Annotated in this window: 14 protein-coding genes; 6 read left to right on the top strand and 8 right to left on the bottom strand. The window is 62.4% G+C overall.

Features of this window, described 5'->3' with window-relative positions; genetic code table 11:
* Positions 1-158: 158 nt before the first annotated feature.
* The 7 genes from KIP88_RS18625 to KIP88_RS18595 all read right to left on the bottom strand — a co-directional run bounded on the left by KIP88_RS18625 (position 159) and on the right by KIP88_RS18595 (position 6397).
* On the bottom strand, positions 159-752 hold the full coding sequence (locus KIP88_RS18625; RefSeq protein ID WP_214489410.1) for a bifunctional 2-polyprenyl-6-hydroxyphenol methylase/3-demethylubiquinol 3-O-methyltransferase UbiG: 594 nt from the start codon (positions 750-752) through the stop codon (positions 159-161).
* A gap of 14 nt (positions 753-766) precedes the next feature.
* Positions 767-1813 (bottom strand): N-acetyl-gamma-glutamyl-phosphate reductase, encoded by a 1047-nt coding sequence (gene argC, locus KIP88_RS18620; RefSeq protein WP_214489409.1) that lies wholly within the window; start codon positions 1811-1813, stop codon positions 767-769.
* Between the two features lie 144 nt (positions 1814-1957).
* Positions 1958-2950, bottom strand: coding sequence for an N-acetyl-gamma-glutamyl-phosphate reductase (gene argC, locus KIP88_RS18615; protein ID WP_214489408.1), 993 nt, complete (start codon positions 2948-2950; stop codon positions 1958-1960).
* Positions 2947-3633 (bottom strand): FMN-binding negative transcriptional regulator, encoded by a 687-nt coding sequence (locus tag KIP88_RS18610; RefSeq protein ID WP_214489407.1) that lies wholly within the window; start codon positions 3631-3633, stop codon positions 2947-2949. The genes argC (KIP88_RS18615) and KIP88_RS18610 overlap by 4 nt, the downstream gene beginning before the upstream one ends.
* A gap of 310 nt (positions 3634-3943) precedes the next feature.
* Positions 3944-4933, bottom strand: coding sequence for an MBL fold metallo-hydrolase (locus tag KIP88_RS18605; protein WP_214489406.1), 990 nt, complete (start codon positions 4931-4933; stop codon positions 3944-3946).
* Positions 4934-5136: 203 nt separating this feature from the next.
* Complete coding sequence (locus KIP88_RS18600; RefSeq protein WP_214489405.1) at positions 5137-5667, bottom strand: DedA family protein; 531 nt, start codon at positions 5665-5667, stop codon at positions 5137-5139.
* 286 nt (positions 5668-5953) lie between these two features.
* Complete coding sequence (locus KIP88_RS18595; protein ID WP_214489404.1) at positions 5954-6397, bottom strand: PEGA domain-containing protein; 444 nt, start codon at positions 6395-6397, stop codon at positions 5954-5956.
* Positions 6398-6610: 213 nt separating this feature from the next.
* Here KIP88_RS18595 and parE point away from each other — a divergent pair, with 213 nt between their 5' ends.
* From parE to KIP88_RS18570, 5 genes are all read left to right on the top strand, one after another.
* Entirely contained in the window at positions 6611-8665 is a 2055-nt protein-coding gene (parE, locus tag KIP88_RS18590) for a DNA topoisomerase IV subunit B (RefSeq protein ID WP_214489403.1), read from the top strand.
* A 234-nt stretch (positions 8666-8899) separates the two neighbouring features.
* A complete protein-coding gene (locus KIP88_RS18585) occupies positions 8900-9694 on the top strand; it encodes an outer membrane protein (protein ID WP_214489402.1) in 795 nt (264 codons plus the stop codon).
* A gap of 572 nt (positions 9695-10266) precedes the next feature.
* Complete coding sequence (locus KIP88_RS18580) at positions 10267-10452, top strand: hypothetical protein (RefSeq protein ID WP_214489401.1); 186 nt, start codon at positions 10267-10269, stop codon at positions 10450-10452.
* A gap of 103 nt (positions 10453-10555) precedes the next feature.
* Positions 10556-11326 carry an SDR family NAD(P)-dependent oxidoreductase gene (locus tag KIP88_RS18575; RefSeq protein WP_214489400.1) on the top strand — a complete coding sequence of 257 codons (771 nt, stop codon included), beginning with the start codon at positions 10556-10558 and terminating at the stop codon, positions 11324-11326.
* Positions 11327-11545: 219 nt separating this feature from the next.
* Positions 11546-12406 carry an outer membrane protein gene (locus KIP88_RS18570; RefSeq protein ID WP_249790865.1) on the top strand — a complete coding sequence of 287 codons (861 nt, stop codon included), beginning with the start codon at positions 11546-11548 and terminating at the stop codon, positions 12404-12406.
* Between the two features lie 103 nt (positions 12407-12509).
* Here KIP88_RS18570 and KIP88_RS18565 read toward each other — a convergent pair whose 3' ends face one another.
* On the bottom strand, positions 12510-13721 hold the full coding sequence (locus tag KIP88_RS18565; protein ID WP_214489399.1) for an FAD-dependent oxidoreductase: 1212 nt from the start codon (positions 13719-13721) through the stop codon (positions 12510-12512).
* A 922-nt stretch (positions 13722-14643) separates the two neighbouring features.
* On the opposite strand from KIP88_RS18565, the gene KIP88_RS18560 reads away from it, so the two are divergent.
* On the top strand, positions 14644-16338 hold the full coding sequence (locus KIP88_RS18560) for a sulfatase-like hydrolase/transferase (RefSeq protein ID WP_214489398.1): 1695 nt from the start codon (positions 14644-14646) through the stop codon (positions 16336-16338).
* The last annotated feature ends 454 nt before the right edge of the window (positions 16339-16792 follow it).

Below are 16792 nucleotides of genomic sequence, written 5' to 3'. Positions count from 1 at the left end.
CCCAAAACTTTCCAACACACGCGCTGTTGGCACTCGGGATGTGCTTACTGGATTCGTATCTTAAAGCTGTAGCCTGCCAGCCACATCCTCCGGGGATTTCTCTCACGCGACGAACTGGGGCAATATCCGGGCAATATCACGGGCTTGGAAGCCGTTCTTCAGCCGCCTTTTCGAGCCACGACGAACAACATCGACGCCATCTTGTCGTCGAATCCTTTGACTTCGCCGCTCTCGATCGACAGCGAGTTCCAGCTCCCCGCCTCGGCATAGGTCGCGCGCAGCCAGTCCGGTGACGGATAATTGTAGTAGCGATTGAGCGTGTCGCGGCCGTCGCCATCGCCTTCCTTGTAACTTGCGAAGAAATAGCCCGCAGGCTTCAGCGCGCGCCAGATCCGCGCGAGTACATCCGCAAGCTCCGACCTTGGCACATGAAGCAGGCAGGCATTGGCCCAGACGGCATCATAGGCCTCGACCTCGCCGAGGTCATGAAACAGCAGCGTCTCGACGGTGCGGCCGAGACGCTTGGAAGCGACAGCTGCCATTTCCGGCGATCCGTCCGTTGCGCGGACGTCGAACCCGCGCGCCAGCATTACCGCGGTGTCGCCGCCGGCGCCGCAGCCGAGTTCGAGAATGCAAGCGCCCGGTGGGAGCAACGCCAGAAACGACGTCAGCCTCGCCTGACGCGAGGTGATCTCGCGCCCGGCATAGGCCTCGGCGTTGCCGCGGTAGAATTGCAGCGTGGCTTCGTCCACCACAGCACCTCGCGTTACGGAAACAGCGCGATCTGTTCCAGCCCTGCCGTCTCGGGCAGTCCGAACATCAGGTTCATGTTCTGGATCGCCTGACCAGCAGAACCCTTTACCAGATTGTCGAGCGTGGAAATCACGATCGCCCGGTTCTTGATGCGGTCGGCGACCACGCCGATCTGCACATAGTTGGAGCCGCGCACGTTCTGGGTCTGCGGCAGCACACCCTTCTTCGCGACACGCACGAAGGGCTCGTTGGCGTAGGCCTTCTCCAGCGCAGCCCGCAAATCGTCCGGCGTCGCGCCGTTGAGCCTGACATAGGACGTGCAGAGTTCGCCCCGCGCCATCGGGATCAGATGCGGGGTGAAATTCACCGTCACTGCGGATTCAGCGGCGACGCCGATCTCCTGCTCAATTTCAGGCGCGTGGCGATGGGTGCCCACCGAATAGGGCGAGAGCCCCTCGCCCGCCTCGCTGAACAGCATGTTCTGCTTCAGCCCGCGGCCGGCACCGGTGACGCCCGACTTCGCGTCGATGACGATGTCATCGACATCGATCAGTTTGGCTTTCGCAAGCGGCACGAGCGCCAGCAGCGCCGCCGTCGGATAGCAGCCGGGACAGGCGACGAGACGCGCGGATGCGATTTTCTCCCGGTAGAACTCGGTCAGGCCGTAGACGGCCTCGCCCTGCAATTCCAGCGCCCGGTGTTCATGGCCGTACCACTGCGCGTAAGTATCCTTGTCGCGCAGCCGGAAATCGGCGGACATGTCGAGGATCTTGATCCTGGGGTTGGCTTTGAGAACCGCCGCGATGATCTCCTGCGTGGTGCCGTGCGGCAGCCCGCAGAACACCGCGTCGAGCTTGCTCCAGTCGACCTTCTCCCATTCAACCAGTTTCGGCAGATCGAGCATGAAGAAATGCGGAAAGACGTCGCCCATCGCTTTGCCCGCATGGGTGTTGGCGGTGAGCGCCGTGATCTCGGCGTTCGGGTGCCGCGCCAACAGGCGCACCGCGTCGGCTCCGGTGTAACCGGAGGCACCGAGAATGCCGATCTTCTTCATGCCCATCGCACGCTCCTTTCAGGCGAAATCGTTTGCTTGTCTTGTACCGCCACGGCAGCGAAAGCCCGCGGCCGTGGCGCGCGCATCAAGTCTGCGAACGCACGCGCGTCCTCGTCCACCGTGCTCTCCTTTGCGAGAACGCTGGATCACTTACTTGTCGGCAAGGCCCAGCATCAGCCGCATGTTCTGCACCGCAGCTCCCGACGCGCCCTTGCCGAGATTGTCGAGCCGCGCGACCAGAACGGCCTGGCGATGTTTGTCACTGGCAAAGACGTAGAGTTCGAGCTTGTTGGTCTCGTTGAGCGCCTCGGGCTCGATCCGTCCGCCCTTGGTCGCCGCGTTTTCGAGCGGCATGACCGAGACGTACTTGCTTCCCGCGTAGCGTTTCGCCAGCGCGGCGTGCAAGTCTGAACCGCTCGGCTTGCCCGTCAGCGTGTCGAGATGCAACGGCACCGAGACCAGCATGCCCTGCCGATAATTGCCGACCGACGGCACGAAGATCGGCCGCCGCGTCAGTTGTGAGTAAAGCTGCGTCTCCGGCAGATGCTTGTGCTCGAAGCCGAGGCCATACAATTCGAAGGACGGCGCGCTGCCATCCTCGAAATTTGCGATCATCGACTTGCCGCCGCCCGAATAGCCGCTCACCGCGTTGATGGTGACGGGATAGTCCGCAGGCAACAGTCCGGCATCGACCAGCGGCCGCAGCAGCGCAATCCCGCCGGTCGGATAGCAGCCGGGATTGGAGACCTTCCGGGCGGTCCGGATTTTGTCGGCCTGATCAGGCGTGAGCTCCGGAAAACCGTAAGCCCAGTCGGGGGCGACCCGGAACGCCGTCGATGCGTCGAGCACCTTCGGGGCCGCAGCGCCCATGCTGTCGATCAAGGCTACGGTTTCCTTCGCGGCATCATCAGGCAGGCAGAGGATGACGAGATCCACTTCCTCCATCAGCGCCCGCTTGGCGCCCGCATCCTTGCGCTTGTCCTCGGCAATGCTTTTCACCACGACGTCGTTCTGCAGCCGAAGGCGCTCCTGAATGCCGAGCCCCGTCGTTCCGGAGGCGCCGTCGACGAACACGGCGGGCTTGGTCGAGGCGCCGGCGGTCTTGTCGGTGATCTTGGGCTGGTGGCTGTCGGTGAGGGTCATGGCACGGTCCTTTCGAACTGGTTCGTTTCGTTGGCAAAGGCCTCTTGGTCTGCAAACGCGTTGGGCCGTGCCTGTTTCATCAAATGCGCGATCTGCTGCGCGCCGGTGTCGGCTTGCGTGGCAAGCGATCCGGCAACCGCCGCATAGTCGGCCTCGGATTTGTGCTGGTTCAGCTTGAAGCTGCCCTCAACTTCTTCAACCGTCATCTCGAGGCCCACAATCGCTTTCTTCATCGCTTCCAGACGCCCGGCCGTCATCTTCGACGACAGCCATGGCTTTTTCGGCAACAGCCGCTCCTCGAACTTGGCGCTGAGCGCCTCGATCTGCGCGGCGAGTTCGTCGTCGGACATCGCCCGCACCGGGCCGGTCAGATGCACCGCCTGATAGAGCCAGGTCGGCACCTGGTCCGGCGAGACGTACCAGTCCGGCGACACATAGGCATCCGCGCCGTTGACGGCCAGCAGCCAGGACGTCGTGCCGTCCGCGAGCTTTATCAGCGGATTGTGACGCGCGACGTGGAAGGCTGCGCGCGGCGTGCCGTCATTGGCCGAGGTCAGATAGAACGGCAGCGACGAGGCGACCGGCTTTTTGCCGTCCCACGCGCAGGCCAGCCCAAAGCCGCGCGCTTCCGCGAACGCCAGGCTCGCGGCGCGGTCGGATTTGAACGGTGGAGGCGTATACATCTCAAACTCCTGCTTGACGTAGGAGCCGCCAGTTCAGACCGCGTTTTCTGGAAAAGGAAGAAGCCGCGGGACCCGATCCGGCGGCAGAGGCGACGATCTTAAACGCAGACGTCCGCCCATACCGCGATAATGCGGCGGCGGCGGGCGATGGTCATGGTCGCGGCGATAATCATGGGCGCGGCTATAAGGCCGCGCCCACCTGACGTCAAGTTTTTCCACGTCATTCCGGGGCGGGAGCGAAGCGAGCGAACCCGGAATCTCGAGATTCCGGGTCTGGTGCTAACGCACCATCCCGGAATGACACTCCGTGTCAGATCACCGGATTCCACGGCGCCGGGATCAGCCGGTAACCGTTGCCGTCCTTCTCGACGAAGCCATTGGCCGGAAACGGATAGTGGAAGCCCTGGACCCGCATCTTGTCGGCCACCAGCATGTCGTAGACCCGGCGGCGGGTCTTTTCCGCCAGCGCCGGATCCTGGTCGAACATTAGGTGCCAGCCCGGATTGGTGACGAACAGCGCCGGCAGGTTGGTGACGTCGGACTGGATGAACACCTTGTCGGAGCCTGACGCGAGAACGTAGGAGGTGTGGCCCGGCGTGTGGCCGATGGTTTCGACCGCCGTCAGTCCCGGTGCGACTTCCTTGCCCCACTCATAGGGCGTCGCCTTCTTGTTCAGTCCCGCCTCGAACACGCGACGGGCATTCTTGAACACCGTCTGCATCCGCCCTTCCGGCGCACGGCTCATCTCGCCGTCATCCATGAAATATTTCCACTCCGCCGCCGGCACCAGCACCTCGGCATTGGGGAATGCCAGCGTGTTCTCGGCGGTCAGGAGCCCGTTGATGTGGTCGCCGTGAAAATGCGAGATCACCACCATGTCGACCGCCTTGGGGTCGAACCCCGCGGCGACCATGTTGGCCCCGAACTGCCCGACATTGCCCTTGCTCGATGCAAAGGCGGCAGCGCCGTTGCCGGTGTCGACCACGACCAGCTTGCCGCCGGTATTGATGACCAGTGGCGCGAACTGGATCGACATCTTGTCCTTCGGCATGAAGTTCTTTTCGAGCGCCGCGTTGACTTCGTCCTTCTTGACGTTGAGCACGAACGTATCGGGCAGCGCGAAGTTGTTGACGCCATCAGAGATCGCCGTCACCTGGGCATCGCCCACCTTGTAGCGATAGAAACTCGGCGCCTGCTTGTCCGCCACCGGCGCAGCCGCCCTGGCGGGCGCTTTCGGCAAGAGCGGCGTGGCGGCGAGCGCTGCAGCGCCTGCGAGTGCGTGACGACGTGTCAATTCCATAGTGATGTTCTCCCAGTGAGTCGATGAGTGCGATTGCGGGATTCCCCCGCGTTCTTGACGCGCCCTCTTGGTTACCGCCGATTCTACTAACGCTTTACGCTAGCGCGACGACGGCAAAGCGACGCCAGCCAAAAGGTGGCTCCAATCCGTGGCCCGCATCTTCGTGGCTAACACCCCCACCAACGCCTTATTCCGGCCTGCCCCTACGTCACCCGCCACAGCCATTCGGCGAGTTTCCCCATCACGTCGCCGACCAGCAGCAGGACGGCCGACCACACCAGCGCCGACACGAAATTGGCGATCTGGAACGGCCAGTAGGACATCTCGAAAATGCCGGCGGCGAGCGGCACCGAGGCGCGCAGCGGCCCGAAGAACCGGCCGATGAAAATCGAGGGCACGCCCCATTTTTGGACGAAAGCCTCGCCCCGCGGCAGGATCTCCGGATAGCGCGACAGCGGCCACATCTCGGCGACGTGTTCCTTGTATTTGTAGCCGAACCAGTACGAGACCCAATCGCCCAGCGCCGCGCCTATGCCGCCGGCCAGCCAGACCGGCCAGAAACTGATGCCACTGACGCCGATCAGCGCACCGATTGCAACCAGCGCCCCCCAGGCCGGCACGAGCAGCGAGATGAAGGCGAGGGATTCGCCAAACGCCAGCACGAGAACGATCGGGGCGGCCCAGGCCTGATTGTCGCGCACGAAATCAACCAGGGCACGCGCAAAATCTTCCATATTCCGAAAGGCCCTCCCGCCCCGTTTCCGCTGATGAAGCTTTCGCAGATTCAAAGCCCGGAAACAGGTACGCCACCCCCTTACGTGACTTCAAGTCACAAAGGCCGGCACGCGGCGTGATTGACCTCATACTCCACCACCTTGAGGGGTCTTTGGCCCCCGCTACCGGGGGACTCGACTGTCACTTTTTGAACCTCGTCCATGGCGCGCGCTGCCCATGGCGGCGGCGCTGGTGCCGTCCACGATGATAATCCCGATCCGGACGGCAAAGGCTGAGTAACGGGACTCAGCTCTGCGGCGGCGGCACCCGTCTTGGCGGCCGCGGCCGGCGGGCCTGCGGAGCGACCGGTTGCAGGGTCACGATGACCGGATTCGGCTTGTGATCCAGTGCGGCACCGGTGGCGGCGTCGACGCCCATCCCGACCAGGCCGCCGAGAAGGACATTGCCCGCGAAACCCGCCGCGCCGGTACCGGGGATTTCCTTGGTCAGCGGAATGATCTGGGGCTCATATCCTTCCTTGTTCACCGTTACGGTGATGTCGGCGTTGCGCTTCGCCTGAACCACGCACGGAGTGACGCAACTTGTTGGAATATCTAGCCCAGCGATCTCGGCGGTCGCGCCCGCCGGTGTGCTCGAAATGGAAATATTCTCGGTCGTTCCGCGCGTCACGGAGGCGCAACCGACACACGGCGCCGCGATTGCGACGGCCAGCAATAGCCTGATGATCATTTACAGTCCCCCACCCGGCAAAACATTCGAGCAACCCTGACGAGAATGCAAGGGGGAGCCCTCGCTGGCATTGCGATATTTTGACCGCGTGGTCCGGCCGTGAACCTCCCGGCCGCGACGCTTTGCAGCCCAGCCGTCACTTTTTGAGCCCATCCGTGGCATAGTTACAGCAACCGATTCGCTGCCGCGCGCTGCCGCAACACCTAAAGAGCCATGTCCAAGTCATTGAAATCAGCTGCAAAACCCAGATCTGCCAACGACCTCTTTGGGGCGGAATCGAAGGGCCGCGCCGCGCCCAAGACCGCGTCGCGGGCGACCAGCGCCGAGGCCGGCTATACCGCGGCCGACATCGAAGTGCTGGAAGGATTGGAGCCGGTGCGCCGCCGTCCCGGCATGTATATCGGCGGCACCGACGAAAAGGCGCTGCACCATCTGTTCGCCGAAGTCATCGACAACGCCATGGACGAAGCTCTGGCAGGGCACGCCTCGTTCATCGAGGTGGAATTGAGCGCCGACGGTTTTCTGACCGTGACCGATAACGGCCGCGGCATTCCCGTCGATCCGCATCCGAAATTTCCGAAGAAGTCCGCGCTCGAAGTCATCATGTGCACGCTGCATTCCGGCGGCAAATTCGACTCCAAGGTCTACGAGACCTCGGGCGGCCTGCACGGCGTCGGCGTCTCCGTGGTCAACGCGCTGTCCTCACGGCTCGAGGTCGAAGTCGCGCGCAGCCAGAAGCTCTACCGGATGAGTTTCGAGCGCGGCCATCCCAAGGGCAAGCTCGAGGACCTCGGCAAGATCAACAACCGCCGCGGCACCCGCATCCGCTTCAAGCCGGACACCGATATTTTCGGCGCCAAAGCCGCTTTCAAGCCGCAGCGCCTGTTCAAGATGACGCGCTCGAAAGCCTACCTGTTCGGCGGCGTCGAGATCCGCTGGCGCTGCGATCCCGCGCTGCTGAAGGGCATCGAGGATGTGCCGGCCGAGGATAGCTTCCACTTCCCGGGCGGCCTGAAGGACTATCTCGGCGCCGCGATTCACGCCGACACGCTGGTGCATCCGGATATCTTCTCCGGCAAATCGGGCCGCAACGGCGCCCATGGCGCCTGCGAATGGGCGGTGGCCTGGACGGCGGACGCCGACGGCTTCCTCTCCTCCTACTGCAACACGGTGCCGACGCCGGATGGCGGCACGCACGAGTCCGGCATGCGCAGCGCGATGCTGCGTGGCCTGAAAGACCACGCCGAGCGTATCGGCCAAGGCAAGCGCGCCGCGCCCGTCACGTCGGAAGACGTCATGGTGGGAGCTGCCGTGATGCTCTCGGTGTTCGTGCGCGAGCCCGAATTCCAGGGCCAGACCAAAGACCGGCTCGCCACGGCGGAAGCGCAGAAGATCGTCGAACAGGCGATCAAGGATCCGTTCGATCACTGGCTGTCGGGCAATCCGCTGCAGGCCAACAAGCTGCTGGATTTCGTCGTCGAGCGCGCCGACGAACGGCTGCGCCGCCGCGCCGAGAAGGAGACGTCACGCAAGACCGCCGTGAAGAAGCTCCGCCTGCCCGGCAAGCTTGCCGATTGCACCAACACAGCCACCGAAGGCTCCGAACTGTTCATCGTCGAAGGCGACTCGGCGGGCGGCAGCGCAAAACAGGCGCGCGACCGCAAGACCCAGGCGGTGCTGCCCCTGCGCGGAAAAATCCTCAACGTCGCTTCCGCCGGCAAGGACAAGCTGACTGCGAATGCGCAGCTCGCCGATCTGATGCAGGCGATCGGTTGCGGCACGCTCGCGCATTATCGCGAAGAAGATCTGCGCTATTCCCGCATCATCATCATGACCGACGCCGACGTCGACGGCGCGCATATCGCCTCGCTCCTGATCACATTCTTCTACCGCCAGACGCCGCGGCTGATCGACGAGGGCCATCTCTATCTGGCGGTGCCGCCGCTCTATCGGCTCACCCATGGCGCCAAGACGATCTACGCCCGCGACGACGCCCACAAGGACACGCTCTTGAAGAGCGAGTTCAACGCCAACGCCAAGGTCGATGTCGGTCGCTTCAAAGGCCTCGGCGAGATGATGCCGGCGCAGCTCAAGGAAACCACCATGGATCCGGCCAGGCGCACCCTGCTCCGCGTGGTGCTCTTGGCCGACGACCGCGAAGGCACCGCCGATTCTGTCGAGCGGCTGATGGGAACCAAGGCCGAGGCGCGGTTCGCCTTCATCTCCGACAAGGCGGAATTCGCCAGCGACGACCTGCTGGACGTCTGATTTTACCGTTAGAGGCAACTTTCGGGCGATTTCCAGCATTTCCGGCCGGTTAGCGCCCGAATTTGCCCGTTTTCCGGGCAATTTGCGGTCATTCGTTTTCCGGTAGCTGTGCTCCCCCCGCAACAGCTTTTTGGGCGAGACCGCGTATAGTCACGACACTGGGTTTTGGGAATCGGGTGCTCGCGCACTTGTTAGAGCGGCGGCTTTGACGCTTTGAACTAAGGGAATTGGGACATGAAGAAGTTAGTGATCGCTCTGACCGCGCTGGCGGCATTCACCGGGTCGGCCTCGGCAGCTGATCTCGGTGCCCGCCCTTACGCCAAGGCTCCAGCGCCGGTGGCGATGGCTCCGAGCTGGACTGGCTTCTACATTTTCGGCGGCGGCGGCGGCGGAATCTGGTCTGCGAATGGCGGCGTGGATAACACCGCGACGGGGGCTTGCGTCGTTTGTACCAACACCCGGACGGGCGGAGATGGCTGGTTCGGCACCGTGGGTGCCGGCTATGATTGGCAGACCGGTCCGTCGTGGGTATTCGGCATCTTCGGCGATGGTACGTTCGGCAGCCTCAAGGGCAACATCGGGGATGCAAGCATATTCGCTGTCGGTACCACAAAGATGGAGACAGCTTGGGCAGCCGGTGCTCGTGTTGGCTACCTCGTTGCTCCGAACGTTCTCTCGTACATCAACGGCGGCTATACCGGGACCTACTGGACGGGCAGCACCTTGCTGGGCTCCAACTCCGGCACTCCGGTGGGGCTGCACACCGACAGCTTCAATACCGGCGGCTGGTTCGTCGGCGGCGGCGTCGAGAACAACCTGAACTTCTTCGGTATCAACGCTCCCGGCTGGTTCATGAAGACGGAATATCGTGCGGCCTATCTTGACCGCAAGAATCTTCAGGAAAGGGTCGATGGTACTAACGTGCCGACCGGCTTCGACATCACCTTCAAGCCCTTCGTACAGACCATCAGCACGTCGCTGGTCTACCGCTTCAACTGGAGCGGCGCCCCGATCGCGGCCAAGTACTGATCTGCACGATACTGATCTCTGCTAGATCGCAGCTCAAAAGCCCCGGCATCGTCCGGGGCTTTTTTGTTGTTCGGATTTGGGAGCTTTTCGAACCTTCTTAGCCCCCCAGCCACGGCCGCCTTCAGCAACCGGTACGCCCGCCGCAGCCAGCACTCGATCTCGGACCAGTCCGGATCCGTCATCGCCTGCCCGCGCGCATCGCGATAGGCCATCGCCTCGGCACGGCCGATGCCTGATATCAGAAGCGACGGGTCGTCCGCGCGCTTGCCGTAGGTGTCGCCGTCTCCAGCCGTGCGATTTCAGCCGGCTCGAAGCCGCGCAAATCCGCATGCCGCGGCCATGAGGCGTGACAAGCGTAAAGACCAGCGCGAAGACAAGCGCCAGCGTGAGATGACCGTCCGGCGATTCGTGATGGCACCTGGGATCGCAGCGCAACGACTTCCGGCCTTGCGAAGCCGGCCGGCTTTGTATTCGATCGGAAGCTGCGCCGCCGCGGGCAACGGTTTCCTTGCGGCGACGCACAACAAGCCGCGCGGCTGCGCCCAGGGCCGACATGACGACGGGAGGAATCCATGGCCAGATCGCTTTCGATCATCGGCTTTCTGGCGCTTGCCATCGGCTTGCTGTGGATCGGGCAAGGCACCGGCGCGATTCCCTGGCCGCCATCGAGCTTCATGATCAACCAACTGCAATGGGCCGGATATGGCGCGGTGCTCGGCGCCGTCGGCCTGATCCTGATCTGGCAGGGCAACCGCTAGATTCGTAGGATGGGTGGAGCGAAGCGATACCCATCAACTTTCGTCGTTGTGATCGATGGGTATCGCTTCGCTCCACCATCCTACAGAAAGTTGGACAACAACCATGAAGACAGAACCCTTCGATCTCTCCGGCAAGGTAGCCATCGTCACCGGCGGCAATGGCGGCATCGGGCTCGGCATGGCCAGGGGATTGGCGGAAGCCGGCGCGGCGATCGCGGTGGTGGGCCGCAACGAGGCCAAGTCGGCGGAGGCGGTTGCGGAGCTTAAGCAAGGTGGCGCCAAGGCGATTGCGGTCGCGGCCGACGTCACGGACAAGGCCGCGGTCGCCGCCATGGTCAGCCGCGTCGCCGGCGAGCTCGGCCGGATCGACATTCTCGTCAACAATGCCGGCATCAATATTCGCAAGCCGCCGCACGCGCTCGATATCGCCGAGTGGAACAGCGTGATCCAGACCAACCTCACCAGCGCCTTCCTGTGCTCGCAGGCGGTCTATCCCGCCATGAAGGCGGCCGGCGGCGGCAAGATCATCAATATCGGGTCGATGATGTCGATCTTCGGCGCCAGCTTCACGCCGGCCTATGCCGCCAGCAAGGGCGGCATCGTGCAGTTCACCCGTTCCTGCGCCTGCGCCTGGGCGGCCGACAACATCCAGGCCAACGCCGTGCTGCCGGGCTGGATCGACACCGATCTCACCAAGCGCGCCCGCAAGGAGATCGACGGCCTGCACGACCGCGTGCTGGCGCGGACGCCTGCGGCGCGCTGGGGCGCCATCGATGATTTCGCCGGGATAGCGGTCTTCCTCGCCTCGCCCGCCTCCGATTTCGTCACCGGCGCGGCAATTCCCGTCGATGGCGGGTACTCTGTTATGGGATAGGCGGGCTGTTTGTTAGGCCGCCCTTAACGCTGAAGGAACGCGATTCGTCGGGAAAGTAGTTCCCGGCGCCGACCGAACAGCCCAATCGCTCAAATCTCCCCGTTTTTTCACCTTTCGGAGCCGAATAGCGGCCGTCCTTCGGCAATCTATTGGTGTAACGGTGTTGGAAGTTCCACGACTGTGGCGTGTCGGTGACAGCTTTGGCGCGACTCCTGCGATATGTATGACAGCATGCATTGCTCGCGTTGCTTGTCTGGATTGGAGGAAATGATGAAAAAGTTCGCTATCGCCGCTGCTGCCTTGGTTGTCGGCACTGTCAGCGCCTCGGCCGCCGATCTGGCCGCCCGCCCGTACACGAAGGCTCCGGTGGCCGTTGCCTCCGTCTACAACTGGACCGGCTTCTATATCGGTGCACATGCCGGCTGGGGCTCGAATGAACGCGACAGCTTCACCAATTTCCTTCCGTCACCGGCGGCTTTCGGCGCGGCGCCGTTCGGCGTAAACCAACGCCAGAATGGCGGAATGGCCGGTGGGCAAATCGGCTTCAACTATCAGGTCAACAACCTGGTGTGGGGCGTCGAGGCGGACATTTCGTGGGTCGACTGGGATCGCGCTTACACCGTGGGGCCGCTTAACTTCTTCGCGGGCGGCCCGATTCCGGGTTCGTTCCAAACCGCTGCAACTGACATGAACTGGTTCGGCACCGTGCGTGGCCGGCTGGGCTTTGCCGTGAACAACTGGATGTTCTACGGCACCGGCGGTCTCGCCTATGCGGATGTCCGTCACACGGTAACGACCTCCTTCGCCGCAACTGGCGGCGGCGTGTTCACGGGCACCAGTGACGATACCCGCTTCGGCTGGACGGCCGGTGCTGGCTTCGAGTGGGGCTTCGTGCCGAACTGGAGCCTGAAGGCCGAATACCTCTACTATGATCTCGGCAATACCACGGTGACCGGGCTTTCGCCGATCTTCTCCCCGGCATTCTCGACGTCAACATCATTCGATAACACGGGCCATATCGCCCGCGTCGGCATCAACTATCGCTTCGGAGGCGCGGCTCCCGTCGTCGCGAAATACTGATCCCGACTACCTCTCGCGAGCTCAAAGCCCCGGCATCGTCCGGGGCTTTTTGCTGCCGCCCTGCTCGCCGGGGAACGTCCTCCAGCGGCGCCGAATCGGCCTATCAACCACGAATCGGCGACTGCACATGTTCGGGCCGCACCCCGAGGCCGACAAATCGCGCCGTGAGGCCCTGTAGCCATGGCACGGCGGTGACCAGCCGCATGACGAGTGGGACCTTCAGCGGCTGATTGCCGGGCTTGAGCGCGGCGCTGACGATGTTGTTCTGAACCACGACCTGCATCCGCTGCGTCATCCGCACTGGAAACTCGCGGCGGCAGCGCACGGCGTCGAGTTCGTCCTCCGGCGGGCAGCCGCCCGCGAGCTTCGCCGCCAACAGGTTGGCGGCCGCCACTGCGTCCTGCACCGCGAGATTGACGCCGACGCCGCCGATTGGTGACATCGCATGCGCGGCGTCGCCGATGCACAAGAGTCCCGGCCGGGTCCAGCGCTTCAGCCGGTTGACCGCCACCGTCAGCAGCTTCATGTCGTCCCAGCTCTTCACGTCGGCCAGCCCCGATTTGAGGATCGGCGCCATCCGCGCGATATCGTCGAGCAGCGCGGGCAGTCCCCTCGCCTTCACGGCCTCGTACTGCCCCTTGGAAATGACGAAGGCGCATTGCCAGTAGTCGCCGCGATCGAAGGTCACCATCATCTTGCCGGGATCGACACGGGCAAACAGGTTTTCGGTTTCATTCTCGCGTTTGCCGGCGCGAAACCACAGCACGTCCATCGGCGCGCCGATTTCCTCGACCGCGAGCCCGGCGCGTTCGCGCACCAGCGAATGGCGGCCGTCGCAGGCAACCGTCAGGTCGGCCGCGATATCGATCACGCCGTCCGGCGTCTTCGCCTTCACGCCCGTGACGCGCTCGCCCTCACGCAGCAGATCGACCGCTTCCGTCGACATCATCACCTTGAACGAAGCAAACCGCTTGCCGCTCTCGCGCAGGAAATTGAGAAAGTCCCACTGCGGCATGAAGGCGATGAAAGGATATTTCACATGAAGCCGGCTCAGATCGGCGATCCGCACCGTCTCGCCGCCGAACATCCCCTCCATCTTCTGCAGGCGCTGATGCGGCAGTTTCAGAAAACCGTCGATCAGCCCAAGTTCGTCCATCACCTGCAGCGTGGAGGGATGCACGGTGTCGCCGCGAAAATCGCGGAAGAAGTCCGCGTGCTTCTCCAGCACCACGACATCAATGCCGGCGCGTCCGAGCAGGTAACCGAGCATCATGCCGGCCGGCCCACCGCCGACGATGCAGCAACGCACCTTCATCGTTCACTCCCTCGCGTCGGTAGAGCCAAGCCTACTCAACCATCAGGCCTACTCAACCATATTGTGTTGCTGCCAGCGCAGGAGATGGGCCTGCAACCGCCAGATATCATGCCGACAGCGGCCCCGGACCTGTTCGCCTGATGCTTCCCGAGTTCCAGAATTAACCTCCGCGACCAACATCAAGCTTAACATGCGAGTTTTGTTGCGGCCGATCCAAACAAGCCTAGCGTGGCTGCAGTCGCGCAGATTGGCCCCCCAAGTTTAGCCTGCGTACTGCGCGATCAGGGGCCGCTTCGTACCCTAGAGGCGGCCCCGCCCCCCCAAGACAAAGGCCACGCGGGCGTTGCACCGCATGGCCTGATGCCGGGACTGTCGCGCTCCTCGCAAGATTGCGTCGCCGCCAAGACAACCGCCGACCAGCCAAGACGCTCCCCGTAACCAAAGAAGCCCGCCAGGTTGAGTTGGCGGGCTTCCTACGCGGTTACTAAATCCCGCGGGGCCTTGGGGGCTATCCGCGATTGCCCCGAAGATACAGAGCTGCGGTTAACAAAATGCCTGATAGCGAGCGGCGCGCTCTACAAGAGCCTCGGCAAGGCTTGCTCCCCAAGGCCGCAGGCGCCCTCTTCAATGAACCTTTGAGAGCTTCCGGCGACCTACTCACTGCTTGGGGTACACATCTTGCAGTTTGTCTGCAGAGGAAGCTTTTTGGCGATGGCTCGGAAATCCTGGTCCTTCAAGGACGATCGTCGCTTGCTGGAATTAGCCAAATCCAAAAAGACGCTTGAGCAGATTGCAAAGGCGATGGATCGATCGCTGGAACGCATACGGAAAAGGGCCATGCGACTCGGCGTCTCGATCAGATCGCAAGCTGCCGGCAGGTGACGCGGGTTGAATTCCGCTCGTCTCCAGCTACCTTACTCACATGATCCTGACCCTGATATTGCTCGCAGCTATCGGTGTCATTCTGCTGGCAGAACGCAGCGCCGAGCACCTGCCATTCGCGATCGCGACGCTCTCCCTTAGCGCGGCGGCAATCTCATTCATCGTTGGCGATTTCGACAGAGCGATACTGCTGGCCGGCGTGCTGGCCGCAGCAATCACCGCCGCATCAACTATCAAACATAATTACAGCGCGCTTAAGCTTGTCGTAACCGACTTGCCACTGATGTTTGCAGGCACAGCTCCCTTTTTTGTATCGCAGTACCCGCGCGCCGTATTTGCCGTCCTGGCTGGAACTGCCACACTCATCCTGGCCGCAATCGCTGCCCTGATCCACGGGACCGGGCCGCCAGTTCCTTTAGACGTCAGAGTTTTCTTATTCAGCGTTACGCTTATCTGCGTTGTAACGGCCTTCAGGATAAGCGGCGGCGGCATTTCCTTCCAGCGGATCATGGCCCAGCGGCGGTGCTTTTACTCGACCTTCATGGCTTCGCTAATCGATCCACATTCCTGGCGGCAAGCCAGCGGATTGGCTCTGAGCGATATTGCAAATGACCCGTTGCCGCTAATGGCGGCCGTACCAGCGCGCACAACCGAATATCCCGACATTATCGTCATCCAGCATGAATCGATTTTCGATCCTCGCATTTTTGGACTTCCGATTGAGCCGACTGTCGAAGCGTTTCTATCCCCAAAGAATGGCCTCCATGGAATCCTTAACGTCGACATTTTCGGCGGAGGTTCGTGGCAATCCGAATTTAGTTTGTTGACCGGTCTTTCAAGCGCAAGCTTCGGTTCAAATGCCTATTACCTTTTCAAGCAGGGCGCGGGCCGGTTTCACAACAGTCTTCCCCATGCGTTGGCTGCGCTTGGGTACAGGACCATGCTCGCGTCGAGCTGCCGTCGCAGTTTTCTCAACTACGATGAATTTTATCGTTCGATTGGCATTGGCGAACGCATCTTTGCGGACGACTTCCCTCCACCGTTCGACGTCCGCCGGTTCGAGACGACAAATTCCGATGCAACTTTTCTGGAAGCGGCGTTCGCAGCCCATACGAAGGGTATTGCTGACGACCCGGCGCCCCGCTTTCTATATGCACTGACCAACTTCAATCACGGCCCCCACAACCGAAGGCTGGCAGCGTCCGGACAGTTCGAGAGGGAACGTGCCTTTGCCGCCTCAAGCCTTCCCGACGCTCAATATGCCGAGTACTACGCAAGGCTTGCGGAGACAGCCTCAACCTGGAAAAGGCTCAAGCTTGAGCTGACAACGAATTTTCCCAAACGTCCTGTTCTCATCGTGCACTACGGGGATCATCAGCCCGTAGTGGCGAAGCGGATCGAGCGGCAACTCAAACTCCCCAACGATGCGCGGCGCGCGTTCCGCACATTTTATGCGATGGAGGCGCTGAACATTTTCCCTGATCGCCTTGCTTCCGGACCGGGTGCGGACCTGGATATCGCTTTCCTTGGAACCGTCGCCCTGCAGCAAGCAGGTCTGCCGCTCGATCCGATATTTGCCACCCGCGCCAGCTTGCTCGACCATTGCCGGGAAACCTACTTTGCGTCGCCTTCCGAACAGAAGCGCCGCTTCCATCGCACGCTCGTGGATCTGGGCATGATAGACACAGGGCCGAGCGTTCCACACGGCCGCTACTCACCCACGCCGACGAAGTGATCGAACGAGCCCGCTGCGTCCGGTGTTGGCGCCCTTAGCAGATATTCAATTGGTTCGCTGCGATCTTGGGAACGTTGGGCACCGTGATCGGCGACTTCTGTTCGCATACCATGGGCCTCTCTTCATTGCCGTCCTGGTCATCTGGAGGGAGCAGTCGGGATCGGAAAGAGAGATCGCCATCGTTTCCTGATCAGGTTGGCCTTGCGCCACAGCGCGCCACGCGGCCGTGGGGCCGCGCGCAGCGCTGTACTGCGCGATCGAGTCACGACCGGTGATGGCGGCTGGCATGATGACGCAAGAATGCGTCGGGCGCAGAAGCATATGAGTCGTGGCGCTCGCCGCAGTAAGTGATACCGCCGCCGGCCGACGCACACGCGCCCTTCAACGCAGGCCAGTCGGGAGACGCCTTGGCAGCAGGCGTTGGCTCGCCTCCATTCAGAACGTCCAGATTGGG

Source organism: Bradyrhizobium sp. SRL28 (assembly GCF_018596315.1).
GTDB lineage: Bacteria > Pseudomonadota > Alphaproteobacteria > Rhizobiales > Xanthobacteraceae > Bradyrhizobium.
Note: the sequence above shows the minus strand (reverse complement) of the source record. Positions and strands in the feature narration are given on the sequence as shown.